The sequence below is a fragment of the Nocardioides sp. genome, from assembly GCF_036374615.1.
In the GTDB taxonomy this organism is placed as follows: Bacteria; Actinomycetota; Actinomycetes; order Propionibacteriales; family Nocardioidaceae; genus Nocardioides.
The window spans coordinates 1-23,565 of the sequence record NZ_DASUTK010000121.1 but is presented as its reverse complement, the minus strand read 5'-3'; the positions used below and the strand labels follow the sequence as shown (position 1 = coordinate 23,565).

Annotated in this window: 29 protein-coding genes; 14 read left to right on the top strand and 15 right to left on the bottom strand. The window is 71.9% G+C overall.

The window, feature by feature from the left end; genetic code table 11:
• Positions 1-48: 48 nt before the first annotated feature.
• Together VFZ39_RS09985 and VFZ39_RS09980 are read left to right on the top strand one after the other, a co-directional pair.
• On the top strand, positions 49-600 hold the full coding sequence (locus VFZ39_RS09985; protein WP_330865599.1) for a YceI family protein: 552 nt from the start codon (positions 49-51) through the stop codon (positions 598-600).
• Positions 601-715: 115 nt separating this feature from the next.
• Positions 716-1,627, top strand: coding sequence for a GNAT family N-acetyltransferase (locus tag VFZ39_RS09980; protein WP_330865598.1), 912 nt, complete (start codon positions 716-718; stop codon positions 1,625-1,627).
• Between the two features lies 1 nt (position 1,628).
• Here VFZ39_RS09980 and VFZ39_RS09975 read toward each other — a convergent pair whose 3' ends face one another.
• The 4 genes from VFZ39_RS09975 to VFZ39_RS09960 all read right to left on the bottom strand — a co-directional run bounded on the left by VFZ39_RS09975 (position 1,629) and on the right by VFZ39_RS09960 (position 3,894).
• On the bottom strand, positions 1,629-2,054 hold the full coding sequence (locus VFZ39_RS09975; protein WP_330865597.1) for a DUF1707 domain-containing protein: 426 nt from the start codon (positions 2,052-2,054) through the stop codon (positions 1,629-1,631).
• A complete protein-coding gene (locus VFZ39_RS09970; protein WP_330865596.1) occupies positions 2,051-2,638 on the bottom strand; it encodes a PadR family transcriptional regulator in 588 nt (195 codons plus the stop codon). The genes VFZ39_RS09975 and VFZ39_RS09970 overlap by 4 nt, the downstream gene beginning before the upstream one ends.
• Positions 2,639-2,727: 89 nt before the next feature.
• Positions 2,728-3,144, bottom strand: coding sequence for a VOC family protein (locus tag VFZ39_RS09965; protein ID WP_330865595.1), 417 nt, complete (start codon positions 3,142-3,144; stop codon positions 2,728-2,730).
• A gap of 93 nt (positions 3,145-3,237) precedes the next feature.
• The gene (locus VFZ39_RS09960; RefSeq protein WP_330865594.1) at positions 3,238-3,894 is read right to left on the bottom strand and encodes a hypothetical protein; all 657 of its coding nucleotides are present in this window, start codon (positions 3,892-3,894) and stop codon (positions 3,238-3,240) included.
• A gap of 23 nt (positions 3,895-3,917) precedes the next feature.
• Between VFZ39_RS09960 and VFZ39_RS09955 the strand changes: the two genes are divergently transcribed.
• Genes VFZ39_RS09955 through VFZ39_RS09945 form a run of 3 tightly spaced genes read left to right on the top strand, consistent with a single transcriptional unit; the run spans position 3,918 to position 5,265 of the window.
• Positions 3,918-4,076, top strand: a complete 159-nt coding sequence (locus tag VFZ39_RS09955) for a hypothetical protein (protein ID WP_330865593.1) — start codon at positions 3,918-3,920, stop codon at positions 4,074-4,076.
• A 46-nt stretch (positions 4,077-4,122) separates the two neighbouring features.
• The gene (locus VFZ39_RS09950) at positions 4,123-4,722 is read left to right on the top strand and encodes a hypothetical protein (protein ID WP_330865592.1); all 600 of its coding nucleotides are present in this window, start codon (positions 4,123-4,125) and stop codon (positions 4,720-4,722) included.
• Between the two features lie 39 nt (positions 4,723-4,761).
• Positions 4,762-5,265, top strand: coding sequence for a TIGR00725 family protein (locus tag VFZ39_RS09945; RefSeq protein ID WP_330865591.1), 504 nt, complete (start codon positions 4,762-4,764; stop codon positions 5,263-5,265).
• 60 nt (positions 5,266-5,325) lie between these two features.
• On the opposite strand, the gene VFZ39_RS09940 is transcribed toward VFZ39_RS09945, so the two are convergent.
• Both VFZ39_RS09940 and VFZ39_RS09935 read right to left on the bottom strand, forming a co-directional pair.
• Positions 5,326-6,549 (bottom strand): MFS transporter, encoded by a 1,224-nt coding sequence (locus VFZ39_RS09940; RefSeq protein ID WP_330865590.1) that lies wholly within the window; start codon positions 6,547-6,549, stop codon positions 5,326-5,328.
• The gene (locus VFZ39_RS09935) at positions 6,546-7,604 is read right to left on the bottom strand and encodes a MerR family transcriptional regulator (RefSeq protein WP_330865589.1); all 1,059 of its coding nucleotides are present in this window, start codon (positions 7,602-7,604) and stop codon (positions 6,546-6,548) included. The genes VFZ39_RS09940 and VFZ39_RS09935 overlap by 4 nt, the downstream gene beginning before the upstream one ends.
• Before the next feature lie 74 nt (positions 7,605-7,678).
• On the opposite strand from VFZ39_RS09935, the gene VFZ39_RS09930 reads away from it, so the two are divergent.
• The gene (locus VFZ39_RS09930) at positions 7,679-8,101 is read left to right on the top strand and encodes an MmcQ/YjbR family DNA-binding protein (RefSeq protein WP_330865588.1); all 423 of its coding nucleotides are present in this window, start codon (positions 7,679-7,681) and stop codon (positions 8,099-8,101) included.
• 9 nt (positions 8,102-8,110) lie between these two features.
• Here the strand turns inward: VFZ39_RS09930 and VFZ39_RS09925 are convergent, their stop codons facing one another.
• On the bottom strand, positions 8,111-9,379 hold the full coding sequence (locus VFZ39_RS09925; protein ID WP_330865586.1) for a hypothetical protein: 1,269 nt from the start codon (positions 9,377-9,379) through the stop codon (positions 8,111-8,113).
• Positions 9,380-9,417: 38 nt separating this feature from the next.
• Here VFZ39_RS09925 and VFZ39_RS09920 point away from each other — a divergent pair, with 38 nt between their 5' ends.
• Positions 9,418-9,864: a MarR family winged helix-turn-helix transcriptional regulator gene (locus VFZ39_RS09920; protein WP_330865584.1), complete on the top strand. Its 447-nt coding sequence runs from the start codon at positions 9,418-9,420 to the stop codon at positions 9,862-9,864.
• Between the two features lie 70 nt (positions 9,865-9,934).
• Positions 9,935-10,396, top strand: a complete 462-nt coding sequence (locus tag VFZ39_RS09915) for an NYN domain-containing protein (RefSeq protein ID WP_330865582.1) — start codon at positions 9,935-9,937, stop codon at positions 10,394-10,396.
• Positions 10,397-10,419: 23 nt separating this feature from the next.
• Here the strand turns inward: VFZ39_RS09915 and VFZ39_RS09910 are convergent, their stop codons facing one another.
• The 4 genes from VFZ39_RS09910 to VFZ39_RS09895 all read right to left on the bottom strand — a co-directional run bounded on the left by VFZ39_RS09910 (position 10,420) and on the right by VFZ39_RS09895 (position 13,935).
• The gene (locus VFZ39_RS09910) at positions 10,420-11,505 is read right to left on the bottom strand and encodes a winged helix DNA-binding domain-containing protein (protein WP_330865580.1); all 1,086 of its coding nucleotides are present in this window, start codon (positions 11,503-11,505) and stop codon (positions 10,420-10,422) included.
• Between the two features lie 166 nt (positions 11,506-11,671).
• Entirely contained in the window at positions 11,672-12,322 is a 651-nt protein-coding gene (locus tag VFZ39_RS09905) for an FMN reductase (protein ID WP_330865579.1), read from the bottom strand.
• The gene (locus tag VFZ39_RS09900; protein ID WP_330865578.1) at positions 12,319-13,455 is read right to left on the bottom strand and encodes an LLM class flavin-dependent oxidoreductase; all 1,137 of its coding nucleotides are present in this window, start codon (positions 13,453-13,455) and stop codon (positions 12,319-12,321) included. Before VFZ39_RS09900 ends, VFZ39_RS09905 begins: the two co-directional genes overlap by 4 nt.
• An 87-nt stretch (positions 13,456-13,542) precedes the next feature.
• A complete protein-coding gene (locus VFZ39_RS09895; RefSeq protein ID WP_330865577.1) occupies positions 13,543-13,935 on the bottom strand; it encodes a hypothetical protein in 393 nt (130 codons plus the stop codon).
• 85 nt (positions 13,936-14,020) lie between these two features.
• Between VFZ39_RS09895 and VFZ39_RS09890 the strand changes: the two genes are divergently transcribed.
• Both VFZ39_RS09890 and VFZ39_RS09885 read left to right on the top strand, forming a co-directional pair.
• A complete protein-coding gene (locus VFZ39_RS09890; protein ID WP_330865576.1) occupies positions 14,021-15,790 on the top strand; it encodes a sensor histidine kinase in 1,770 nt (589 codons plus the stop codon).
• Positions 15,787-16,437 carry a response regulator transcription factor gene (locus tag VFZ39_RS09885; protein ID WP_330865575.1) on the top strand — a complete coding sequence of 217 codons (651 nt, stop codon included), beginning with the start codon at positions 15,787-15,789 and terminating at the stop codon, positions 16,435-16,437. Before VFZ39_RS09890 ends, VFZ39_RS09885 begins: the two co-directional genes overlap by 4 nt.
• Before the next feature lie 3 nt (positions 16,438-16,440).
• Here the strand turns inward: VFZ39_RS09885 and VFZ39_RS09880 are convergent, their stop codons facing one another.
• Positions 16,441-18,078, bottom strand: a complete 1,638-nt coding sequence (locus tag VFZ39_RS09880) for a heme peroxidase family protein (protein ID WP_330865574.1) — start codon at positions 18,076-18,078, stop codon at positions 16,441-16,443.
• 163 nt (positions 18,079-18,241) lie between these two features.
• Here VFZ39_RS09880 and VFZ39_RS09875 point away from each other — a divergent pair, with 163 nt between their 5' ends.
• Positions 18,242-18,904, top strand: a complete 663-nt coding sequence (locus tag VFZ39_RS09875; RefSeq protein ID WP_330865573.1) for a M15 family metallopeptidase — start codon at positions 18,242-18,244, stop codon at positions 18,902-18,904.
• A 12-nt stretch (positions 18,905-18,916) separates the two neighbouring features.
• Here VFZ39_RS09875 and VFZ39_RS09870 read toward each other — a convergent pair whose 3' ends face one another.
• Positions 18,917-19,423, bottom strand: coding sequence for a cupin domain-containing protein (locus tag VFZ39_RS09870; RefSeq protein ID WP_330865572.1), 507 nt, complete (start codon positions 19,421-19,423; stop codon positions 18,917-18,919).
• 73 nt (positions 19,424-19,496) lie between these two features.
• Between VFZ39_RS09870 and VFZ39_RS09865 the strand changes: the two genes are divergently transcribed.
• Both VFZ39_RS09865 and VFZ39_RS09860 read left to right on the top strand, forming a co-directional pair.
• Positions 19,497-19,619, top strand: coding sequence for a hypothetical protein (locus tag VFZ39_RS09865; protein WP_330865571.1), 123 nt, complete (start codon positions 19,497-19,499; stop codon positions 19,617-19,619).
• A gap of 75 nt (positions 19,620-19,694) precedes the next feature.
• Positions 19,695-21,167 carry a sulfatase gene (locus VFZ39_RS09860; protein ID WP_330865570.1) on the top strand — a complete coding sequence of 491 codons (1,473 nt, stop codon included), beginning with the start codon at positions 19,695-19,697 and terminating at the stop codon, positions 21,165-21,167.
• On the opposite strand, the gene VFZ39_RS09855 is transcribed toward VFZ39_RS09860, so the two are convergent.
• The gene (locus VFZ39_RS09855) at positions 21,164-21,694 is read right to left on the bottom strand and encodes a hypothetical protein (protein ID WP_330865569.1); all 531 of its coding nucleotides are present in this window, start codon (positions 21,692-21,694) and stop codon (positions 21,164-21,166) included. The genes VFZ39_RS09860 and VFZ39_RS09855 overlap by 4 nt on opposite strands.
• A 97-nt stretch (positions 21,695-21,791) precedes the next feature.
• On the opposite strand from VFZ39_RS09855, the gene VFZ39_RS09850 reads away from it, so the two are divergent.
• A complete protein-coding gene (locus tag VFZ39_RS09850) occupies positions 21,792-22,628 on the top strand; it encodes an aldo/keto reductase (RefSeq protein ID WP_330865568.1) in 837 nt (278 codons plus the stop codon).
• Between the two features lie 9 nt (positions 22,629-22,637).
• Here VFZ39_RS09850 and VFZ39_RS09845 read toward each other — a convergent pair whose 3' ends face one another.
• Complete coding sequence (locus VFZ39_RS09845) at positions 22,638-23,522, bottom strand: LysR family transcriptional regulator (RefSeq protein ID WP_330865567.1); 885 nt, start codon at positions 23,520-23,522, stop codon at positions 22,638-22,640.
• Between the last annotated feature and the right edge of the window lie 43 nt (positions 23,523-23,565).

The following is a 23,565-nucleotide window of genomic DNA, read 5'->3' as shown; positions in this document are numbered from 1 at the left end:
AGGTGTTGAAGTGGTCAAGTATTCAACCAACTCCCCGGAGGTACCTCCATGACCACCACCACCCTCACCGACATCGCTGGCGACTACGCGATCGACACCTCGCACTCGCGGCTCGGCTTCGTCGCCCGCCACGCGATGGTGACCAAGGTCCGCGGCCACTTCCCCACGTTCACCGCGAACGCCCACATCGACACCGAGAACCCGGCTGCCTCCTCCGTCGAGCTCAGCATCGACGTGACCTCGGTCAGCACCGGCAGCCCCGACCGCGACGGCCACCTCCGCTCGGCCGACTTCTTCGACGTGGAGACCTACCCGACCATGACCTTCCGCTCCACCGACGTCTCGCGTGACGGCGACGAGTGGACCATCACCGGCGACCTGACCATCAAGGACGTGACGAAGCCGGTCACCATCGAGTTCGAGCAGACCGGTTCCGCGGTCGACCCGTTCGGCAACACCCGGGTCGGCTTCGAGGGCGACGTCACCGTGAACCGCAAGGACTGGGGCCTGACCTGGAACGCCGCGCTCGCGACCGGTGGCGTCCTCGTCTCCGAGAAGATCAAGCTCGAGTTCGACATCTCGGCCATCAAGACCGCCTGACCCTCCCCCGGTTCCCTCCGGCCTCGTGTGCCTGAGAGTGCGCTCAAGCGCACTCTCAGGCACACGCCGCGGTATTTGGGTGGCACCGTTCGTCGTTCGGGCCCACCATGTCCGCATGGATCTTCCGGAGGGCCTCACCGCCCGGCCGCTCGTGATGAGCGACGCCCGCGCGGTCTACGACGTGATGGCAGCGCAGGAGCTCGCCGACCTCGGCATGGTCGAGATCGAGGAGGCCGACATCGTCAGCGACTGGGCCCGGCCCAGCTTCGACGTGTCCGCCCAGGGCGTCGGCGTCTTCGACGGCGACCGGCTGGTCGGGTACGCCGAGTTCGCCAGACCTGACCGCGGCGACGCAGCCGTCGACCCGTCGTACCGCGGCCGCGGCATCGGTACCGCACTGGCCGCATGGATGCGCGAGAAGGCCGCGTCGTTCGGGGCGACGGTCGTCGGCATGCCGGTCCCGGAAGGCTCCCCGAGCGACCGGCTGCTCGCCGGCCTCGGCTACGAGGTCCGCTGGTCCAGCTGGGTGCTCCAGCTGCCGGAAGGGGCTGACATCGTGGACCGGCCGCTGCCCGATGGGTACGCCGTCCGCGAGGCCGACCCGTCGGAGTACCCGGCCGTGCACACCGTCGTCGAGGACGCGTTCCTGGAATGGTCGGTCCGCGACCGCGAGACCTTCGACGACTTCCGGGCCGTCGTGATGGGCCGCCCCGGCTTCGAGCCGTGGATGGTCCGAGTCGTCACCGACCCGGCCGGCGAGGTCGTCGGGGTCGCGATCGAGTCGATCTACGTGCCCGACGACGATCGGCCGGCCGAGGCGTTCGTCTCGCGGCTCGCCGTGCGCCGGGACCAGCGCAACCGCGGCCTGGCCCAGGCGCTGATGGTCGACGCGTTCCGGGTCGCGCGCGACCACGGCGCCGTGACCTGCGGGCTGTCGACCGACTCTCGCACGGGCGCGCTCGGCCTCTACGAGAAGGTCGGGATGAAGGTGACCTCGACCTGGGTCAACCGCGCGATCTCGGTCTGAGTCACCAGTGGCGCGAGGAGTGCATCCTCCGCGTGCCGCACGAGCCGCGGAAGAAGAAGAACCACACCCCGAGCCCGACCAGGATCAGGGGCAGGTTGGCCATCACCGCGATCGCGCCGAGCACCACGAGCAGCACCAGCAACGGCGTCGGGACCCGTGAGGCCCACGAGCGACGCGGCGGCGGGTTGAACCGGGCGCGCGCGGCGGCCGTGGAGTACGCCGTGCCGCCGACTCCTGGCTGCCGGGCCGCTCCGGGGAGGTCCCGGAAGACCGGCGCCAGCTCGCCCCGCGTGCGTGCCGCCCAGATCTGGTCGAGCCGCTGGTCGTACTCGTCCTTGTCAAGCCGGCCGGCCGCGTAGTGGTCGGCGAGGATGGCTTGTGCGCGCTCCCGGTCGGCGTCGCCGATCCGCAGCCCCGGGGCGCTCATCGCGGGTCCTCGTCGGCCAGCAGGCCATAGAGCTTGCGGCGGGTCTCGATCAGCACCGCCATCGCGTCCTTGCGCTGCTGGTCGGTCCCGTTGGTGACGATCTGCCAGGCCGCGGAGACCAGCTGGCCCATCTCGGACTTCAGCACCGACAGGTCCGGGGCGTCGGCGACCGGCTCTGCGTCGAAGGACGTCCAGACCGCCGAGAGCTCCTCGGGGTGCTCGGCGACGTAGGTCTCACCCTCCGGCGTGAGGCGCAGCGTCCGGCCTCGCTCCTGGTCGGAGACGACCAGCCCCTCGTCCTCGAGCTGCGAGATCGTCGGGTAGACCGACCCCGGGCTCGGTCGCCAGGCGCCTCCGGAACGCTCCGCGATCTGCTGGATCACCTGGTAGCCGTTCAGCGGCTCGACCGCGAGCACGTCCAGGATCGCGGCGCGCACGTCGCCTCGGCGGGCCCGGGAGGGCCGCTGCGGCGTCGGCGCCATCCCGAAGATCTCGGCCAACCACGTCGGCGGTCCCGGTCGGCCCCGACTCCCCTGCTCCCAGCCCCAGGGGCCTCCGCCCCACTTGCCGTGGATGTGTGCCATGTCCTGCTCCTCCCCCGTGACGCCGCGGCCCGGTTCGTACGACCGATAGTGAACGATATATCGCGATAGTACGCCGACCCCAGCGACAGTCAAGAGGTTTCCGGGTTCCCCTCGCTGGCGATGTTGACCATCCAGCCGATGCCGAACCGGTCGGTGAACATCCCGAACGAGTCGCCCCACATCTGCTGCTCCAGCGGCATCGTGACGGTGCCGCCCTCGGAGAGCTTCTGGAAGTAGCCGGTGAGGTCGTCGGTGTCGTCCCCGGACAGGCTGAGGGTGATGTTCGTGCCGACTGTCATCGACTCGCCCTCGGGGAGGTCCGCGGCCATGAGGTGGAAGCCAGAGGGAGTCTCGAGGCGGGCGTGCATGACGCCGTCGGCCGGCGCCCCGCCGTATTGGCCGAACGTCATCACCTCCAGCTCGCCGCCCAGCACCCCCTGGTAGAACTCCATCGCCTCCCGCGCGCTGCCGTCGAAGCTCAGGTACGGGTTGAGCAGTGACGTCATGGTGCCGCTCCCTCTCGTCAGATGACCTCTCGACAGTCTCGCCCAGTCGGCCTCCTGCATCCAGGGTCGGCACACGAAGGTGCGGGAGCTCGGTCAGCCGTCGGCCTGGTTGCGCACCGGCACCTCGTCGCCGAGCGTCCAGCCCGCTTGGAGCGGTAGGAACCCGCCGCTCCAGAACGTGCCCGGGTCGTACCAGGTGGCACGGCGGTCGAGGCCGAGCAGCCCCATCTCCTGGTAGGTGAGCGCGACCACCTCGGCACAGAAGGCAGCCTCGGGCCGCGGCCGCTCGACGTGGCGCTGCCTGTGCGGGACGTACGCGTCCCGGCCACGCAGCCAGCGCAGAGCCAGCCGGCCGGCGCTCGGGAAGGGAACACCGTCGAGCCGCGCGATGCAGCGGAGCACGGCGTCCTCCTCCGCCCGTCCGACCTCCGGGTGCAGCTGCCGGAGCCAGGCCGACTGGTCGTAGTGGTCCTGCCAACGGACGACCGCGTCTCGCAGGTCGTGCAGCTGGACACCACGGTGATGCTTGCCGGTCCAGTGATCCACCAGGTTCTTCCCGAGCTCGGCGTGCCACATGAGCGGCGGCAGGTCGTCGATCACCACCGCCATGCCGACGTGGTTGACCGGACTGTTCGTGAACGTCTGGATCGCGCGGTCGGGGCTGCGTCGGCCTCGGAAGAGCCACAGGTCGCCGGTACGCGTCAACGCGACCGCCTCGTCGATCCCGAGTCCGCGCGCCCCGCCCGCCATACCGCGCACCCTACGATCGTGGCGTGCGCCCGTGGTGGAAGTGGCTCGGCCTGGCCGGGGTCGTCGGGATCGCCGCGACCGGGGTGGCGGTGACCCGGCAGGAGCGCGAACGACGCTCCTACTCACCCGAGGAGATCCGCGAGCGGCTGCACCAGCGGCACGCCGAGGTCGAGGAGTCCTGACCACCGGTCGACCGGGTGTCGGCGGTGCCGCTGACAGGATGGCGACGTGCGCCGTACCCCCAGGCTCCTGCTCCTCGTGGGAGGCTGCGTCGTCCTCGGCATCGGGGTCGCGCTGCTGCTCACGGCCGACCTCGGCTCCGACGGGTTCTCGACCCTCGTCAACGGGGTCTCGATCGCGACCGGGATGTCCTTCCTGGTGGCCAACGTCGTGGTGTCGGTGGCCTTCCTCGCGCTCGCGGCCGCGCGGCGGGTCGTGCCCGGGATCGGCACGGTCGTGCAGGTGGTGGTCGTCGGCGGGGTCGCCTCCCTCCTGCTCGATCGCGCCGCGACGCCCTCCACGTGGCCGGGCCAGACGCTCATGCTGGCCGCGGCGCTGCCGGTGATCGGGATCGGGATCACCGCCTACCTCGGGAGCCGGACCGGCGCCGGGCCGGCCGAGGCTGCCGGCCTCGCGTGGGACCCGCCGGTGCCGTTCCGGTGGAGCTACAGCGCGGTGCAAGGGGGTGGCGCGCTGGGCGGCTGGCTGCTCGGCGCGACCATCGGGCCGGGCACGATCGTGGTGATCGTGCTGCTCGGACCCCTGGTCGACCTCACCAGTCGCGTACTGCGTCTCGACGTCCACCAGGGCGACCGCCCCACCGCGTGAACCAATGACCAGACGACCGTCGCGTGGTGGGATGCCGCCATGAGCCGATCACGCCCTCCGGGCCCTGCGGTCCGCCCGGCCACGCGCTACGTCGGCGTCGTCGGCCCGAGCGGCGAGATCAGCGCGCAGCTCGCGGCGACGGCCGAAGGCGTCGGCCGGCTGCTCGCCGAGGCCGGCTGCATCGTCGTGACCGGCGGCGGGACGGGCGTGATGACGGCCGCGTCCCGCGGCGCCGCGGAGGCCGGCGGTACGACGCTCGGCATCCTGCCCGGCGGCGACCGACGCGAGGCGAACCCGTGGGTGACGGTATCGGTGCCGACCGGGATCGGTGAGCTCCGGAACGGGCTGCTGGTGCGCTCGGTCGATGCCCTGATCGCCGTCGGCGGAAGCTGGGGGACGCTCAGCGAGATCGCCCTGGCCTGCCGGACCGGCGTCCCGGTGTGGTCGATCGCCGGCTGGGATCTGCCGGCTGACGGCGGCCCGGTCGTCGCCGCGGATGCGGAGTCGGCCGTGGTCGGGGTGCTGGCCTTCCTGGGTGGCTAACGGTGCCCCGACGTCGCTTCCCACCCGGTGCAACGGGGTGGGAGTGCACCGCAGGCGCCGTTACCCACCCACCGGGTCGCTGAGCGCACGACGCCCGAGCACCGGGACGGCCGCCGCGGCGCAGACGACGGCGGCAGCGAGCAGCACCGGCGTGACTCCCCACAGGCCGATCGCGCCGCCGGCGAGCAGGTTCCCGACCAGCATCATCACCATCTGCACCAGGATCAAGACCGACTGGAAGCGGGCGAGCATGTCGTCGGGACTGCGCAGCACGTAGAGCGGGAAGACGTGGGTCGTGTAGACGGCCGTCCCGATGCCCATGACGACCGCCGCGGCGTACGCCGGGCCGGGAGCCGGCGCGAGGGCGAGCGCCACGACGCCGAGGCCGGCGAGCACCGGCCCGGCGACCAGTGGCGGTCGCGGGTTGTCCCGCGTCCCGACCCGAGCCACGAGGAGGCCGACGGCGAGCGTGCCCGCGATCCAGCACGCCTCGATGACACCGGCGGTGGTGGCGGCCCAGCCGCGCTCGCGGGCGAGCAGTGGCACGCCCAGTGCCAGCAGCGGCAGCAACCCGCCGGCCACCAGTGCGAGCGACGTGAGGAGCGGTCGGATGCCCGGCACCCGGCCGACCGCGCGCAGGCCGGCGGCGACGTCGCTCCACGCGCTGGCCTCAGCGGCGGGTTCACGGCGTCGTTCGTACGGCGGTCGCACCAGGCCCAGCACGCCGGCGACCAGCAGGAAGCTGACGAGGTCGACGACCAGCGCGCCGTCGAGCCCGAGCCCGACGACCACCAGCGCACCCAGCGGCGGTCCGGCCAGGCGCGCCACCGAGAGCACCGAGCCGGCGATCGCCATCGCGCGTGGCAGGTCGTCGTCGGCCACGAACAGGCGGGGCATCACGTTGCTCGCGGGCTGCATGAGCGAGCCGACCACTCCCTGCCCGATCGCGACCGCCACCAGGAGCGAGAACAGCGGCGCACCACCCCGGTCCGCGGCCAGCAGCACGACGATCAGGGCGGACATCGCCGCGGTGCAGCCCAGCAGGGTGCGGCGGACGCCCCACCGGTCGGCGAGCACCCCTCCGGCCAGGGTCAGCAGCACCTCGGGCACGAGGCCGGCGACCATCACGACCGTGACCGCGCCGGGACCGATGCCCGAGGCGGTCCAGGCGAGCGCGAAGTAGAGGACGCCGTCGCCCGTCGAGGAGACGGTGGCGGCGGCCAACCAGGCGACGAACCCAGGGCGCGCGAGTCGTGCGTTGGTCGCCGTCGCGGTCGCGGTCACCGCGGCGGACGGACCGGCATCAGCAGTACGTCGAGCCGGCGCTGCTCCACCGGCGAGATCCGCACCGCCCGGTCCTGCGCTGTCCAGGCCACCGTCACGGACTCACCCACGAGGGTGTCGAGCGCGCGGCGGAACAGGCCGGCCGCGAACCACAGCGTGGTCGTGGCGCCGGTGACAACCGCGGGCAGCATCACCTGGTCGGCGTCGCCGTACCCGCCGACCCGGACCCCGCTGTCCGAGACCGCGAACCGCACCGGCCCGGCGGGCCCCTCCTCGATCGCGGCGTCGACCGTCGCCGCCAGCGCGGCTCGCTCGAGGGTCGCCCGGCCCTCCGCCCGCCCCGGCAGGATCAGCCGGTACGCCGGGAACCGGTCCGGTCCGGCGGCGAGCTCGGTCTCGTCGACCTGCACCGAGCCCGGCGACACCCGGAGGGTGGCGGTCACCCGGCTCGCGAGCAGCTCGGCCAGGGCGCGCGCCGCGACCGTCGGCAGGAACGCCCGGAGGTCGCCACCCGGCTCGCCCACCGGCACGCTCCACAGCGCCAGCCAGTACCGGTCGGTCGCCACGACGGTGACCGCGCCGTCGGCGCAGTCCAGCAGCACACCCGCCAGGGGGTCGTCGTCTGACGCTGCCCGCCCTACGCGGCGCAGCGCGGCGGCGAGCTCGGCGCCGTCGACGGTGACCGACACCTCCGCCGGCTCCGGTGCCGCGTCGAGCGCCGCGAGGATCTCGTCCACCACGGCAGCGGCTCGCGCCGCGGACCGGTGGGCGCCCTCGACGTGCGCGCGCAGGATCCGGGTCGCCTCGTCGTGGCCGCCGGCGAGCACCAACCGCATGGCGTCCACGGACAACCCGACCTCGCGCATCCGGCGGATCAGCGTCGCCCGCCGCTCCAGGTCGGGCGTGTAGTAGCGGTAGCCCGTGCGCGGGTCGACCTCTGCCGGCGTGAGCAACCCGGCCTCGTCGTAGTAGCGCAGCGTGCTCGGCGCCAGGTCGACCGCGCGGGCGAAGGCGCTGATGGTGAGCAGCGGCTCGGTGGTCGCGTCGGTGGCCATGACGACGAGTCTCATCCTTCACGTCGCTGGAAGGTCAAGCACCGCCGATGGTGCGGCTCCGCCACACTGGTGGCATGAGCCGTCCAGCCTGCCCCGAGGACGTGCACGAGGCCGCCGCCGCGATGCCGCACGTCACCGTCGAGGTCGGACCCAAGGCCGGGAACCGGATCTACCAGGTGGGCGGTAAGTCGTTCGTCTTCTTCCGGACCCCGCGGCCCGACGCGGTCGACCCCGAGACCGGGGTGAAGTACGACGACGTGATCGTGCTGTGGGTGGCACACCAGGGCGACAAGGAGGCGCTGGTGCAGGATCCCGCCACGCCGTACTTCACCACTCCCCACTTCAACGGCCACCCGTCGGTGCTGGTCCGGGCCTCGCGGCTCGGTGAGGTGACGCGCGAGGAGATCGTCGAGCTGGTGCAGGAGGCATGGCTCGCACAGGCGTCCGCGACCCGGCGGCGCCGCTGGCTGGAGGAACAGGGACTCCCGGAGGCGTGACCCGCCAGCTCAGGGCAGCACACCCAGCGCTGCGTCGAGCGTCGGGTCGCGGCCGGCGAAGTAGTCCTCCGCCTCGACCGTGACAGGGACGTCCGGCTCGATCGTGAGCCGTGGGTCTGCCGGGTCGGCTGCCTGCTGCCAGTAGCGGGTGCTGACGCCGACCTGCATCGGCACCCGCAGGTCGTCCAGGTGCACCCACGTCACGTCGTTCCAGAAGTTGAGCCCGCCGCCCATCGGCTCACCGACGAAGACCGGATCGACCAGCCGCTCCAGGTCGGTGGTCAGGTTGCTCGCGGCCGAGAACGTGACCCGGTCCGTGATCACCGCCACCGGCGCCTCGGGGTGCCGGTCCTGGAAGTCGCTGACGAGGGCGACCACCGCCGCGTTGTTGTGGTTGTCGCCCCCGGGGTTCTGCCGCAGGTCCAGGACCAGGCGGTCCAACGCGCGCTCGCGGACCGCTCGCTCGAGCGGCGGCTCGGGTTGCGCCCGGACCTCGGTGAGCCTCACGTACAACGCCGAGCCGAGCCGCTCCCACGTCAATGGTTCGTCGAGGTCCCGGAGGTAGCGGGTGTCGGGGCGCTCGGGCAGCCGGAGCACACCAAGCCAGCCGGCCCAGGCCTCGTGCTCCTCGAAGGCGACGGGCACGAGGTCGAGCTCCGTCTCCGACCCGTCGAGCTCCACACTGACACGGATCGTGTCGCCGGTCATCAGGCCGAGCCCGCGGAGCACCTCGGTACGCAGCACGAACTGCGGCTGGAAGGTGGGCACCGTCGCCGGTCCGTCCCGCGGGACCAGGGGCTCGGTCATCGTCAGCAGCTCCTCGACCGGCACCCCGCCGAGCGCCGTGACGGTCCCACCCACGAGATCGTCGTACGGCGGCATCGCATCGGTCACGACCAGCTCGTCCTGGCCGCCGTCCTCGAAGAAGTACAGCCGGAGCGGGAGCATCGGGCCCTCGTGGCCAGGCTGCGGCAGCGCGAACTGGTGGCCGTCGCGCCCCTCCCGGCTCAACAGCGCGACCAGCCGCATCACCTCGACCACCGTCTGGTCGGGGCTGAGGTCGGGAAGCCGGTCCTGCAGCTCCCGCAGCTCACCCACCCACTCCTCACGCGGGACGCCGTGGAACGGCTCCGGGTGGATGGTCTCGAGCCTCTCGAGGAGGAGGTCGAGGTCGGCCGCTCCTCGGGTGGCCGCTGCGTCCGGGGCCGGCGGGTCGTCCGCGCAACCGCCGCCGAGGACGAGGAGGACGGCCACCAGAACTGCCGACACCAGCCTCATGACGAGAAGTTACTGCGATATCGCAGTAAAATCCACACGTGGCCCCGGCTCCCCATCGACCCCCCATCAAGGGCACGTCGCTGCTCTTCGACGTCTTCGTGCTCGCCCAGGCGGTTCAGGAGATGCTCCTCGACGGGATGGCCGACAGCCCGCTGACGCCCTCGGAGTACGCGCTCTACAGCCATGTCGGGGAGGTGGGCCCCTGCCCGCCGTCCCGGATCGCGCGCGACCTCCGCGTGCCTGCGACCACCGTGACCGTGTGGGTGCGGGCCATGCTGCGGCGCGGGCACGTGGAACGGCGGCCGAGCCGCGAGGACGGTCGGTCGTACGAGGTGGCCCTGACCGACGCGGGGATCGCGGCCCACGCCGAGGCCCGCCAGGCGTTCGACGTCGTGAACCGGCAGTTCCTCGATCGGCTGCCCGCTCCCGAGGGCGAGCTGCGGCACCTGCTGGCCGGGATCATCGCGGCGACGGTTCGCCCTTGAATCACGGACGTGGGGCGCCCACTCCCCTAGGCTGCGCCCAGACCTGCCAGGCCTTGAGGGGGGCGAACCGGTGCGTCTAGGGGTACTGATCCATGCCGAGACGGTGGCGCCGGAGTCGTGGTCACCGCTGTCGACGCTGCTCGCCTACCGGGGCGAGGTCTCGGTCGTGCACGCGCACGCGGACTGGTCGGCACCCGAGGTCGCCTGCTGGCTGCCGGTGCTCCGGCGTCACGGGATCCAGCTCCGCCACCAGTTCCGCGCCCGCAGCTCGCAGGACCCCGCGCTGATCGCCCTCACGATGGACGCCGTCGAGCTCGCCGCGAACGGCCGCCTCGACGCCGTGGTGCTGGTCGGCGACGTCGGGTCGGCCATGCCGCTGCTGCACCGGCTGCGCGAGAACGGGCTCGAGGTGATCGTCGCGGGCCCACCGTCGACACCGCTGGACATCCGCGGTGCCTGCTCGGAGTTCCTCGACCTCCGGTCGCTGGGGGACGGCCGGCCGGGCGGCGAGCCGGGTCGGCACCGCGCCTAGGACGGACGTCACTCGTCCGGCGGTCAGGGCAGCTTCAGCCGGGGCTCAAGGCCCAGGTAGGAGCCGTACGCCGCCGCGGCGACGTCCACGTCGCGACGCATCCGCGCGCGCCACGAGGGGTAGGGCCGGAGCTCGAAGGTCACCGCGCGAGCGCTGACCGAGCGCTTCATGGCGGCCACCAGCTGGCCGTCGTGCAGCACCATCCCGATCGCCGCCTCACGCGCGCGGGGCACGGCACCGGCCGCGTCGATGACCATCCGTGAGTCCTGGAAGCCGCGGTACATCTCGTCGAGGACCTGGAGCAGATGGCCGGTCGGCTCCGCGGGTCCGGTGGGAGGCTCCTCGTCGGGGAGGTGCCAGTAGGTGCGGCCGTCGTGCTCGAACGTCGCGAGCTGGTCGGCGACGGCTGCGAACCCGGCCTTCGCATCCGTGGGCGTCAGGGTCGCCCAGTAGGCGAGGTCGCGGACCGTGGCGGGTCCGTGGCCGCCGACGTACCGCAGCGCGATCTCGGCGAGCCCCTCCTCGCGGTCCAACCTTCGCGGCCGCGGGATCCGCTCCTCGAGCAGGGCGTAGGTGTGGACGCCCTCGACCGGCGCACCGCTGCAGACGACCTGCTGCTGCTCGAGGTCACCGAGCAGGACCATCAGCGCCATCCCGGTCAGGTCGTGACCCTGGGCGTTCAGCAGGTCGGCGATCTCGGCCCGGGTGAGGTGGTGGCCGCCGCGGAGTCCGTCGGCGATCAGGCCGCCGAGCCGCTCGACGCGCGCGGGGTCGAGGCCGTGCAGCTGCTCGAGCTGGGTCGCGAACGTGGCGCGCACGCGCGGCGCGGTCAGGTCGAGCAGCCACACCAGGTCATCCGGCGTGACGTAGTGCCAGGTCGGCCGGATGACGTGGGTCCGCAGCACCCGGCCGTCGGCCAGGCCTGCGTCGAGGTCGGCGGGATCGGGTCGAACGGTCCGCGCCGCGACCGCCCACGCAGACTGGGACTGGTTCTCGGCCTGCACACACAGCAGCTCTCGCACCACCGACTCGGCGTCGGGTCGGCCCTCGCCCACCAGCCGTTGACTGCGCAGCCGCCACCGGGCGATGTCGACGTCAGTGATCGTCACACCGGGAGGTTAGTCGGCGCCGGCGACAGCCGGGGCCGCCTGCGCGAGGTGACGGTGCCGGGAGGTGGCTAACGGCACCTGCAGTGCGCTCCCACCCCGGTGCAACGGGGTGGCAGCGCACCTGCGGCACCGTTACGCGGGTCCTCAGGCGCGCACGACGGCGCCGTCAGCCGGAGTGGTCGCGGAGCAGGTCCTCGAACGGGGTCACCTCGGTCGGGACGTCGCTGCCGGACCGCCGCGGGCGTGCGGCGAGGTCGGGGGCGAAGCCACCCACCGCGTTCGGCGTCGAGACCATCAGCGCCGCCAGCTCGGAGGCCGCCCGCGTGATCCGGTCGGTGAGGCCGGCGTGCCCGAAGTCCTCGGTGGCGGCGAAGACACCGGTCGGTACGACGACCGCGCGCAGGTAGCTGAACAGCGGCCGCATCGCGTGCTCGAGCACCAGCGAGTGCCGCGGAGTTCCGGCCGTCGCCGCGACCACGACCGGCATCCCGTTGAGCGAGTCGGGGTCGAGCGCGTCGACCAGCATCTTGAACAGGCCGCTGTAGCTGGCGGTGAACACCGGGGTCACGGCCACCAGACCGTCCGCGGCCGACACCAGGTCCCGGGCCCGGGTGAGGGCCGGGGTGGGGATCCCGCCACTGGTCATCATGGTGGCGAGGTCATGCGCGAGAGCGCGTACCTCGATCACGTCGACCGCCACCTCCTCGCCGCGCGCCCCCACCTGGGAGCGCACCGCGTCGGTGATCTGGTCGGCCAGCAGCCGGCTCGACGACGGGTCGGCGAGGCCGGCGCTGATCACGACGAGGCGCCGGGTCACGACGCGCTTCCCACGGTCTCGGACACCTGGGCCGGTGCCACCAGGTGGTGGGGTGAGTCGGGGCCGGCGGCCACGAGCGAGGCGTGGGTCGGCGGGTCGCTGGGCACGTGGGCGGGGCGGCGCCGCTCGAACTCGCGGCGCAGCACCGGCACGACCTCGCGACCGAGGATCTCGATCTGCTCGAGGACCACGTCGGTGGGCAGGCCCGCGTGGTCGATGAGGAACAGCTGGCGCTGGTAGTCACCGGCGTAGTCGGCGAAGCCTAGCGTCCGCTCGATCACCTGCTCCGGCGTGCCGACGGTCAGGGGCGTCATGTCGGAGAAGTCCTCGAGGGAGGGCCCGTGACCGTAGACCGGGGCGTTGTCGAAGTACGGCCGGAAGAACCGCTTGGCCTCCGCCTCGGTCTCCGCCATGAAGGCCTGGCCGCCGAGGCCGACGATCGCCTGGTCGGCGGCGCCGTGACCGTAGTGCTCGAACCTGCGCCGGTAAAGCGCGATCATCTGCTCGGTGTGCTCCTTGTTCCAGAAGATGTGGTTGTGGAAGAAGCCGTCGCCGTAGTACGCCGCCTGCTCGGCGATCTCCGTGGAACGGATCGAGCCGTGCCACACGAACGGCGGAGTGCCGTCCAGCGGCGCCGGGGTGGCGGTGAAGCCCTGGAGCGGGGTGCGGAACTTCCCCTGCCAGTTGACGACCGGCTCGCGCCACAGCTTGCGCAGCAGGTGGTAGTTCTCGACCGCGAGCGGGATGCCGTCCCGGATGTCCTTGCCGAACCACGGGTACACCGGGCCGGTGTTGCCGCGCCCCATCATCAGGTCCACCCGGCCACCGGACAGGTGCTGGAGGAAGGCGTAGTCCTCGGCGATCTTCACCGGGTCGTTGGTCGTGATGAGGGTGGTCGACGTCGAGAGGATCAGCCGCTCGGTCTTCGCCGCGATGTAGCCCAGGTGGGTCGTCGGGCTGCTCGGGACGAACGGCGGGTTGTGGTGCTCGCCGGTAGCGAAGACGTCGAGCCCTTCCTGCTCGGCCTTCAGCGCGACCGCGGTCATCGCCGCGATCCGCTCGCCCTCAGAGGGGGAGCGTCCCGTGATGGGGTCGGGCGTCACGTCGCCGACGGTGAAGATGCCGAACTGCATTGCTTGCGCCTCTCGCGGAGTAGTTGAACCTTGTACCAGTCAACGGAGGCGGTCCGGCGTTCATTCCCGACCAGGAGAGCGGCGCGGTCAGGCCCGCGTCACGCTCCGGGTCCGGTGCGTGGCCAGCACCAGCCCGAGCAACAGGGCCGCGCCGACCCAGAGGTTGAGCTCGCTCCAGACCCAGGACGGATCGGCCGGGCGGATCGCGGTGACCAGTGCGTTGGTGGCGATGCTGAAGCCGGCCCCGGCCACGACGCCCGCGACGACGCCCAGAGCACGCGCGCCCGGATGCCGCCCGGCCGTGAGGGCCAAGGACAGCAGCACGACCGTGGTCACGAAGGAGGCCAGACCGAGGAGGAACAGTGGTCCTTCGAGCGGGCTGCGGTCGAGACCGCCTGCGATGCCGATGGCGACGGACTTGGCCGTCCAGGCGCCGATGCAGAGGAGTGCGGAGATGACCGCCATACGTGAGAATTTCATGCCGTCACCCTCCGGCCCGACGGTTGCGGGCGTCGTCCCTCGCAAGAGTGACGTGCGGTGATCGGTTCCTGACTAGCCTGCTGGCGTGACCCGGAGGGAGCGGCTCAGACGGTCGGCCTGTCTCACGCTGACAGCCGTCGTCGTCGGGTGCGCCCTGCTCGACGCCTGGTACGGCGGAGGCTGGTTCCTCGACGGACCGTGGCAGGTGCTCGGCGCGCTGGCCATGGGGTACCTGCTGGGGGCATGGTTGCCGACCCTGCCCGCTGCGGCCCTGGTCACGGGAAGTGCGGTCGGTCTGACCGTCGCCAACCAACGCCACGAACCCGGCGCCTACCCCGTGGTCGATGACCTGGTCTTCTTCCTCCTCCTGGTCGGGGCTCCCGCTGTCGCTGGAGCGGCCATGGCCCGCCGGCGGGCCCAGGTCACGGAGCTCCACCGACTGGGTGACCGGATCGCCGCGCAGCGCGCCGCGGACCTCGAGGCTGCCCGCCTCGAGGAGCGGCAGCGGGTCGAGGTGGAGGTCCACCGGCGGGTGATCGAGCGTGTCGGCGGCCTGGTCCTGCTCGCCGAGGGCGCGCGGCGCAACCCGTCACCGAGCGCGGTCCTCGATGCGCTCACCCGGATCGAGGACGCGGCGCGCGCCACCCTCGTGGAGCTCCGCGAGGCGGTCGGGACCCTGCGGACCACACCGGAACCGCTCGATGCCACCGCACCGGTCCCGGATCCGGCGGCTGCACGTTCCGCGCACACGCCACCAGATCTGCGCGACGTGGCGTTGGCGGTGGGTCTCGGTCTGTCGATCGCGGTCGAGACTCTGGTGCGCGAGTTCGCGCGCGGTCCGGCGTGGGCCAACGTGCTGGCAGCGCTGCTCGTCGCGACACCCCTGATCTGGCGCCGGAGCCGACCGCTCACCGCCATCGGCACCACGTGGTTGCTCGCTGCCGCGATGACCGTCCTCCTGACTCCCCTGACCCTGACCGTGACCGCCCTGGGACTCATGCTGGTCGCGACGTACTCCGCGGGGGCGTACACGCGACCCTGGCCACTCGGCCTCGTCCTGAGCTGGGCAGGCACGACCACGCTGCTGGTGGTCACACCCGCCGGGTACCGGGACCCGGACGCCTGGGCACCGACCCTGGTCCTGACGACCCTGGTGTTCGTTGCCGGTGTCGTCGCGGCGGGCGCGGCTCGGAGGGCGGCGGCGCTTCGAGCCCATGTCGCCGCGCTGGAGGATGACCGCGAGACCGCCCGGCGAGCGGCGGTGGCCGGTACCAGGCTCAGCCTGGCCCGCGGGCTGCACGACAGCGTGGCGCACGCGATGACGGTGACCTGCCTCCAGGCCGCCGTCGCGCGGGACCGGGGCGCTGACCCGGACGCCGCTCTGTCGACAATGCTGGTCGCCGCGCGCGAGTGCATGGCCGACCTCCGAACCGGGCTCGACGAGCTCGACAGGGCCAGCCCCGCCTTCGACCCTCAAGGCCTCCAGCGGCTCGCGGCCGAGGCGGGCCTCGACGTCGAGTGGCACGTCGACCACGCGGTCGCCACCACCGCCGCGGCGGCGCCCGTCCAGCTCGTCGTACGCGAGGCACTCACCAACGCCGCCCGCCACGCACCCGGCAGCCGCGTCGTGGTCCGGGTCGCCGTCCGCGACGCGCGCGGTGAGGACCGGGTGGAGATCGAGGTCGTCGACCACGGCTCGGAGCTGACGACGTACGACCTGGGGACCGGCACCGGTCTCATCGGCCTGCAGGAGGCGCTGGCACGCTACGGCGGGACCCTGACCGCAGGCCCCCGCCGGGGCGGCGGCTTCGGGGTCGCGGCATCGCTCCCGATCCGACCGGAGGTGCCCGTGTGACCCGGTTGCTGATCGTCGACGACCAGGAGCTGGTGCGCACCGGGCTGCGGATGATCATCTCGGCCGAGGACGACCTCGAGGTCGTCGGCGAGGCGGCCGACGGGCAGGCTGCGATCCGTGAGGCCCGGCTGTTGCGGCCGGACGTGGTGCTGATGGACATCCAGATGCCCGGCACCGACGGCATCGCGGCCACTCGGCAGATCGTCCGGGACGTCCCCGGGTCCCGGGTGGTGATGCTGACGACGTTCGACCGCTCGCAGCTCGTGTACGACGCGCTCGTGGCGGGTGCCAGCGGCTTCCTGCTCAAGGACCTACCGCGAGAGCAGCTGGTCGGCGGGATCCGGGCCGCGGACCGCGGAGAGGAGCTGCTGGCCCCGCGCATCACGCGCCGGCTGATCGAGGAGTTCACCCGGGCAGCCCGGCAGGGGCCTCCCGCGTGGTACGAGCAGCTGACCGAGCGGGAGGCGGAGGTGCTGGTGCAGGTCGCGCGGGGCCGCTCCAACGCCGAGATCGCGCAGCAGCTCTACGTGAGCGTCGAGACCGTCAAGACGCACGTAGCCCGGGTGCTGGCCAAGCTGGGCGTGCGTGACCGGGTCCAAGCGGTGGTGGTCGCCTACGAGTCGGGCCTGGTCCGTCCCGGAGAGTGAACCTCAGTCGCCCAGCGGCGCGAGCACGTCCTTGTCGTTGTCGTAGGCGACGAGCAGCAGGTCGGTCATCGTGAACCGGTTGTCCACCGCGCCCAGGGTCGGCCGCCAGTCGGGGTCGCGCAGGATGGAGTGACGCGATCCCTCCATCGCCCGGTGGAAGGTCTCGGCCACGATCCTCGCACCGACCCCGGTGAGCCGTCCGTCGTTGAGCTCGGCCTCGCGCAGCACGTAGAACCACAGCGGCGTGGCCTTGGCGAAGCTGTCGCGCTCGCCGTCGGTGAGAGCGTCGAGCACGGCGCCACCGCTGTCCGCGACGCCACCGAGGATCTGGCGACGGGTGAGGGTCGTCACGGGGACGCCCTTGCTCCGCAGCAGCTGCGCCATCTGCTGCCCGCTCGCCAGCTTCACCATGGTGGCGCGGGCGAGGTTGCGGAACGCGAGGTCGGCCACGAGCTTTCCGAAGTCGTCGAACGACCCGCCGAACGAGCCTGGCGGCAGGTCCGACAGCGGCGGGGCCAGCCGGGTGTCGATGCGTCGTGCGAGGTTGCGTGCACCCGGCGGTGGCTTCAGGTCGGGGCGGCCGATGCTCGCGAAGTCGTAGAGCCGTCGCCAGTCGGCGATCCAGTTGCTCGGCAGGGCCAGCTCGTCGCCGCCGAGGCCACCGGAGGTCCCGGAGAAGTCGAACAGGAAGAACAGCGCGCCGCCACGGCCGGGGAACTCGGCGTTCCAGTCGTACGTCGCGCGGATCATCGAGTGACCCATCCGGAAGGCGGCCACGGAGAACTCGACCGGCATGGTCGGCATCGTGAGCGGATCTGCTCCTGCCTCGTGGACCTTGCGCCCGTTGTCGAACACGTCCTTGACGACGGCGCGGTCGCAGATCCGGGGAAGGTAGTCGTGGCGCAGCATCCACTGGTAGTGCTTGATGACCTCGCTGCGGGCCACGCGGAACCGCCGGCGGGCCGGCACCGACGAGTCCAGTCCGTCGACGACCCGGTTGTGGAACCGGATGAACGCCAGGTGGGTCTGCGCGACCGCGAGGTTCTCGTCGTTGCGGAAGTCGGGGATCAGCGCCCGCCGCGGTCGGCGCCGGCTGCCGTCACCCACCCGCGCCAGGTCGTACTCACGACGTGCGCGCAGGTTGTCGACCCTGACCGTCTTGCCGAACTTGAGGTGCCGGTCGTCCTCGTAGAACTCCGCGGAGACCGGGTCGTTCGGTCCGGCGCCGTACAGGCTGTCGAGGTCGAGCGTGGGCGAGCGGCCCTGGAGCAGGTCCGCCGGCGAGACGTTCACGCCGAGGGTCACCGTGGTCGCGTCGAACGTGAGGTCGTGGTCCACGAACTGGCCGAGATAGGTGTACCCGGCCGGGATCCTGCCCACCGGATCGCGACCGCCCGCAGAGATCGCCGCCGCGACCTTGCGGCGGATCCCCCGCTGCAGCCGAGTGCCGCGCGGTCCCATCCGCGAGAAGCGGAAGTCGGGCACGACGGCGGCCGCCCGAGCCCGGCCCCGTGGGCGCGCCGACACGGCCTTGACTGCAGCCGGGCTTCCGACGAGCCCCTCACCCTCGATGAAGAAGGTCTCGCGGCCGTGTCGCGGCTGGTACCCGTGCGAAGCTGCGGGTGACGGCTTGTCAGGCATGGTCGGCTCTCCTCCCGGCAGCGGGGGCCGGTGAGGCACCCTCCCCCGTGGGTCTACGACTCCTCGCGAGCGTAGGGGTCACAGACGTTGAGGTCGAGCGCCGGTCGTGGCAGGTTCGGTGTTTTGAGCTCACATCTCGGGAGGACTCATGCTCATCCGATCCATGTTCACAGCCGCCGTCCTGATGGCCGCGGGGCCCGTGGCGGGCGCGACCGATGCGCCCGCCAGCCCCTCCGATCCCGACCCGGCGTTCCACGCCACGGTCACGACCGTGCCCGAGGACTACCGCGACCTGATGATCGGCGTCTCGTGGAAGCCGGGCTGCCCGGTCCCGATCGACGACCTGCGGATCATCGAGATGAACCACTGGGGGTTCGACGGCACCGTCCACGAGGGAGGCCGGCTGATGGTGCACCGGGAGGTCGTCGACGAGGTCGTCGCTGCCTTCGGGGACATGTTCGCGGCCGGGTTCCCGATCCGCCGGATGGAGCTGATCGAGGAGTACGACGGCTCCGACGACGCCTCCATGGCGGCCGACAACACCTCGGCGTTCAACTGCCGACCGATCACGGGCAGCCCCGGCCGGTTCTCGATCCACTCCTACGGGAAGGCGATCGACATCAACACGGTCGAGAACCCGTACGTCAACGGCGACACGGTGCTACCGCCCGCCGGCGCGGAGTACCTCGACCGGGACGACGTGCGACCGGGAATGATCGTCAAGAACGACGCGGTCGTGAAGGCGTTCAAGAAGCGCGGCTTCGAGTGGGGCGGCAACTGGCACTCGCTGAAGGACTACCAGCACATGGAGGCCAAGCAGGTGTAGGGACGTCGCAGGTCAGAGCCAGTACGTGTCGTGCTGCAGCATGAACGCGGCCCGCTCGTCGTCGCTCATCTCGAGCCCGCGGCCGACCGCGTCGAGCGTCTCGAAGTAGTCCTCGCGCGGGGCGCCGGGCGTGAACATCAGCAGCATCCGCGCGTGGTCGCCACCGCGGAAGCCGTGGATGCCGCCCTCGGGGACGTGGAGGTAGTCGCCGGCCCGGGCGGTGACCCAGTCGTTGCCGTCGTACAGCTTCACGGTGCCCTCGAGGATGTAGAACGACTCGGTGATGGCGCGGTGGAAGTGGGGGTCGGGCCCGCTCTCTGCCTCGCCGAACGACCAGCGGTAGAGACCGTAGAGCCCGCCGGTCTGGTCGCCGGTGGCGAGGTACTCGCAGCTGCCGCCGTTGCGGTACTCGATCTCCGGCGGGGTGTCGTCCCGACGGAGCCAGGCAGTGGCTTCGCCGCCTTCGCCGGTGTACACGTCGTCCGGATAGGGCCGGTGGAGCGGGTTGGGGAGAGACATGTGTCGATCCTGCGGTACGGGGAACGAAGACGTCGAGGAGGGGTCGCGTGGACACCGAGACGACCGCTGCGCCGTGGGTCCCAGACCGACCGGGCCTGGCGCGGCCCTCCTGCGGGTGCGTGACCGGGCCGAGTGTGCGGCGGCGTACGAGGACGTCCTCTCTGACCTGCGCGCCGCGACAGCCGCCGTCGGCTGACCGCAGGACGCTCCTTGCCCCCTGCGGTCGGCCTGTGCTTCGCTGACCGCGGTGCACCAGCGCCGAGGGGGGTCCATGCGGCGATCGACCCGGGCAGCGACGGCTGTCCTCGCGGTGCTGCCGCTGCTCGCCGTCGGCATGGCCGGCGGAGCCACACCAGCGCCGAACGGCTCCGACGCGCCCTCGGTGTCGACAACAAGCGCTCGAGCCCCCGACCCACGTCCGAACATCGTCGCCATCACCGCCGACGACATGCGCGTCTCCGACCTCGAGGCGATGCCGCGGTTGCGCCGGCTGCTCCGACAACGAGGGACCACGTTCGCCCGCAGCTACGCCACGTTCCCGCTGTGCTGCCCCTCGCGCGCGTCCTTCCTGACCGGGCAGTACGCGCACAACCACGGGGTGCTCGACAACGAGCAGCCGCTGGGTGGGTACGCCGCGTTCGACCCGAGCAGCACAGTCGCGACCTGGCTCGACGACGCGGGCTACCAGACGGCGTTCGTCGGCAAGTTCATCAACGAGTACGGAGCCGTGACGCCCGTGACCGTGCCGCCGGGCTGGGACGACTTCCACGCCTCGATCGGCGGCGGCCACTACTTCGAGACGACCCTGTTCGAGAACGGTGCGCCGACAACGTACGACGGCCCGTACCAGACCGATGTCTACGGTCGGGTCGCCAGTGACCTGATCGAGGAGCGGGTGGCGCGCCGTGCCCCGCTGTTCCTGTGGGCCTCGTTCTACGCACCGCACGTCGGGAGGCCGCGGGAGCCGGACGATCCGGGGATCAACACCCCCGCCGTGGCTCCCCGGCACCGGGATCGCTTCGCGGACCGGCCACTGCGGAGCCCGCGTTCGTTCGACGAGCCCGACGTCTCGGACAAGCCGCGCCACGTCCGGCAGCGGCCGCGCCTGTCTGCGGACCTGCAGGCCCAGATGCGCGAGTCCTACCAGCAGCGGCTCGAGTCGCTGCTGGCGCTCGACGCCGCCGTGGGGCGGATCGTGGCCACGCTACGACGCAGCGGTGAGCTGCCCAACACGGTCGTGCTCTTCACCGCCGACAACGGCTGGATGATGGGTGAGCACCGGATCCACGCCGGCAAGACGGTCGTGTACGAGCCGTCGACGCGCGTTCCGCTGATCGTGCGCGGGCCCGGTTTCCCGGCGGGGACGAAGCGACACCAGCTGGTTGCCAATATCGACGTCGCACCGACGTTCGCCGCCCTCGCCCGCACCCGGCCCGGGCTTCGGGTCGACGGCCGCTCGCTGCTGCCGCTGGCGAGGCGACCGTCCGTGGGCCGGGACCGAAGGCTGGTGCTCGAGGCAGGACCGCGCAGCCGGAACGCCCCGATGTTCTACACGGCGGTCCGGACGGACCGATGGCTCTACGTCGAGTACGGCGAGACCGGTGAGCGGGAGCTCTACGACATGGACCGGGACCCGCACCAGCTCGTGAACCAGGCACGGAACCCGGCGTACCGCGAGCACCGGCAGCGACTGGCCCGCCGGCTGGCGGAGCTCCGCGACTGTGCCGGACGCGGCTGCCGCTAAGCCCTCTCGTCACGCAGCGCCCCGGCCCGCGCCCAGCGGGTGCGGCCCCACGGCTTCCAGATCGACAGCACGAGTGCGAAGCCGAGCGCGACGAAGGAGACGACCGGCGGGAACAGCAGGTCGCGGCCGGCTCCGCCGACTGCTTCGCGCACCTCGGCCGCGGTTCCCGTGAGGTCGACGGGGATGCTCAGCGCGCCCGGGACCAGGGCCACGAACGCCAGCGTGGTGAGCACGATCCCGATGGAGAGCTTGGTCAGGACCCACGTCCAGGTGAGCAGACCCCACTTGGTTCCCCAGCCCAGCAGGATCCCGGTGAGGAGCATGCCGACGGCGAGCACCGGCACCACGACCGGGATGACCAGGCGAGCAGCGGTGTACGCCGCCGCGACGGTCGGCCCGCTGTCGGAGCTCGCCCCGGTGACGACCAGCACCAGCAGCCCGAGGTCGAGGCCCATCCACCCCACGCCGCACAGCACGTGCGCAGCCAGAACTACCCGGCGCCAAGGTCTGCTCAATGAGAAGGACATGCCGGCAACGTAGGCAGGCCCGGGCGTCCGTTGCATCGGGGTCGACCCCGATCCCGACCCTGATGCCAGGCTGGATCCGCGCGTTAGCGTGACACCCATGGACATCCCTCGGTACACACTCAACGACGGTCACGACCTGCCCGCGATCGGGTTCGGGACGGCCGGGCTGCGTGGGGACGACGCGGTCGCCGCGGTCACCAGCGCCCTGGAGAACGGCTACCGGCTGCTCGACACGGCCGTGAACTACGAGAACGAGGCCGAGGTCGGCGAGGCGATCCGCCATTCCGCCGTACCTCGCGAGGAGATCATGGTCACCAGCAAGATCCCCGGCCGCCACCACGCCTACGACGACGCGATCCGCTCGACCAAGGAGTCCCTCGAGCGGCTCGGCCTCGACCACCTCGACCTGCACCTCATCCACTGGCCCAACCCGGGCCGCGACCTCTACCACGAGACCTGGCGGGCGCTGGTGGACCTCCGGAAGGAGGGGCTGGTGCGCAGCGTCGGGGTCTCGAACTTCACCGAGGCGCACCTGCGTCGGGTGATCGACGAGACCGGAGTGACGCCGGCCGTGAACCAGATCGAGCTGCACCCCTACTGGCCGCAGCCCGAGATGCAGCAGGTGCACGACGACCTCGGCGTCGTCACCGAGTCCTGGAGCCCGCTCGGCAAGCGGCAGGCTCCGTTCACGGAGCCACCGGTGGCCGAGGCGGCGGAGCGATACGGCGTGACGCCCGGCCAGGTGATCCTGCGCTGGCAGCTGCAGCAGGGCAACCTGCCGATCCCCAAGTCGGCCACGCCGTCACGGCAGCGCGAGAACCTCGACGTGTTCGGGTTCGAGCTCTCCGACGACGAGATGGCCGCGATCAGCGGCCTCGGGCGTCCCGACGGCCGGCTGTTCGGCGGCGACCCCGACACCCACGAGGAGATGTGAGCCGGTCCCTCAGCGGGTGACCGCCACCAGTCGTTCCACGAGGGCACGGGTGGCGGGGACCTGCTCGGCGCCCGGACGGTAGACCAGCCCGACGTGCCGCTCCCCCAGCGCCTTCGACTGCCGGACGACGACATCCGGGTGCTGGAACGCCTGCAGCGACGAGCGCGGGAGCATCGTGACGCCCAGTCCCGCGGCGACCAGGGCCTGCACGGCGACGTTGTCGTCCGTCTCGTGTGAGAGTGCGGGCTCGAACCCCGCTCGCCGACACCGGTCGACCAGGTGCTGCCGACACCGGTGGCAGCCGCCGACCCAGGTGTCACGGGCGAGCTCGCCGAGCCGGACCGCGCGGCGCGAGGCGGCCGGGTGACCGGGTGGGAGGACGAGGTCGACCGGCTCCACGGTCAGCGGCAGCCAGGTGAGGTCGCCGTCGTCGGGTGGCGGCCCGTCGTACCCGAAGACGAGCGCGAGGTCCGCCTCACCGGTTCGGACAGCGGCCCAGGCCTCGGGCGGCTCGGCCTCGACCATGGCCACCTCGATCGCGGGATGGTCGCGCGCCAGCTCCTTCAGCGCTGCCGGGGCCATCGTGGCGGCCGCGGACGGAAAGGCGACCAGCCGTACTCGGCCGCCGCGCAGGTCGGCGAGCGACGCGAGCTCCTCCTCCGCCATGTGCAGGGCTCCGGCGATGGAGTCGGCCCGCTGCAGCAGCAGCCTGCCGGCCTCGGTGAGCTCGACGCCGCGGGTGCTGCGAAGCAGCAGCGGGCTGCCCACCTCGCGCTCCAGGCGTTGCAGCTGCTGACTGACCGCCGGCTGGGTCCATCCGAGCTCTCGGGCGGCGCCACTGAGCGACCCGGCCCGGGCGACCGCACGGAAGACGAGCACACGACGGGGATCCATGCCTCAAAGTATCGCTTATGTCTCTGCCAAGAAAGTTCGGACT

Coding starts and splice junctions, on each gene's coding strand:
- VFZ39_RS09985 (WP_330865599.1), top strand. CDS start 49: ATGACCACCACCACCCTCACCGACATCGCTGGCGACTACGCGATCGAC.
- VFZ39_RS09980 (WP_330865598.1), top strand. CDS start 716: ATGGATCTTCCGGAGGGCCTCACCGCCCGGCCGCTCGTGATGAGCGAC.
- VFZ39_RS09975 (WP_330865597.1), bottom strand. CDS start 2,054: ATGAGCGCCCCGGGGCTGCGGATCGGCGACGCCGACCGGGAGCGCGCA.
- VFZ39_RS09970 (WP_330865596.1), bottom strand. CDS start 2,638: ATGGCACACATCCACGGCAAGTGGGGCGGAGGCCCCTGGGGCTGGGAG.
- VFZ39_RS09965 (WP_330865595.1), bottom strand. CDS start 3,144: ATGACGTCACTGCTCAACCCGTACCTGAGCTTCGACGGCAGCGCGCGG.
- VFZ39_RS09960 (WP_330865594.1), bottom strand. CDS start 3,894: ATGGCGGGCGGGGCGCGCGGACTCGGGATCGACGAGGCGGTCGCGTTG.
- VFZ39_RS09945 (WP_330865591.1), top strand. CDS start 4,762: ATGAGCCGATCACGCCCTCCGGGCCCTGCGGTCCGCCCGGCCACGCGC.
- VFZ39_RS09935 (WP_330865589.1), bottom strand. CDS start 7,604: ATGGCCACCGACGCGACCACCGAGCCGCTGCTCACCATCAGCGCCTTC.
- VFZ39_RS09930 (WP_330865588.1), top strand. CDS start 7,679: ATGAGCCGTCCAGCCTGCCCCGAGGACGTGCACGAGGCCGCCGCCGCG.
- VFZ39_RS09925 (WP_330865586.1), bottom strand. CDS start 9,379: ATGAGGCTGGTGTCGGCAGTTCTGGTGGCCGTCCTCCTCGTCCTCGGC.
- VFZ39_RS09900 (WP_330865578.1), bottom strand. CDS start 13,455: ATGCAGTTCGGCATCTTCACCGTCGGCGACGTGACGCCCGACCCCATC.
- VFZ39_RS09895 (WP_330865577.1), bottom strand. CDS start 13,935: ATGAAATTCTCACGTATGGCGGTCATCTCCGCACTCCTCTGCATCGGC.
- VFZ39_RS09880 (WP_330865574.1), bottom strand. CDS start 18,078: ATGCCTGACAAGCCGTCACCCGCAGCTTCGCACGGGTACCAGCCGCGA.
- VFZ39_RS09875 (WP_330865573.1), top strand. CDS start 18,242: ATGTTCACAGCCGCCGTCCTGATGGCCGCGGGGCCCGTGGCGGGCGCG.
- VFZ39_RS09870 (WP_330865572.1), bottom strand. CDS start 19,423: ATGTCTCTCCCCAACCCGCTCCACCGGCCCTATCCGGACGACGTGTAC.
- VFZ39_RS09860 (WP_330865570.1), top strand. CDS start 19,695: ATGCGGCGATCGACCCGGGCAGCGACGGCTGTCCTCGCGGTGCTGCCG.
- VFZ39_RS09855 (WP_330865569.1), bottom strand. CDS start 21,694: ATGTCCTTCTCATTGAGCAGACCTTGGCGCCGGGTAGTTCTGGCTGCG.
- VFZ39_RS09850 (WP_330865568.1), top strand. CDS start 21,792: ATGGACATCCCTCGGTACACACTCAACGACGGTCACGACCTGCCCGCG.
- VFZ39_RS09845 (WP_330865567.1), bottom strand. CDS start 23,522: ATGGATCCCCGTCGTGTGCTCGTCTTCCGTGCGGTCGCCCGGGCCGGG.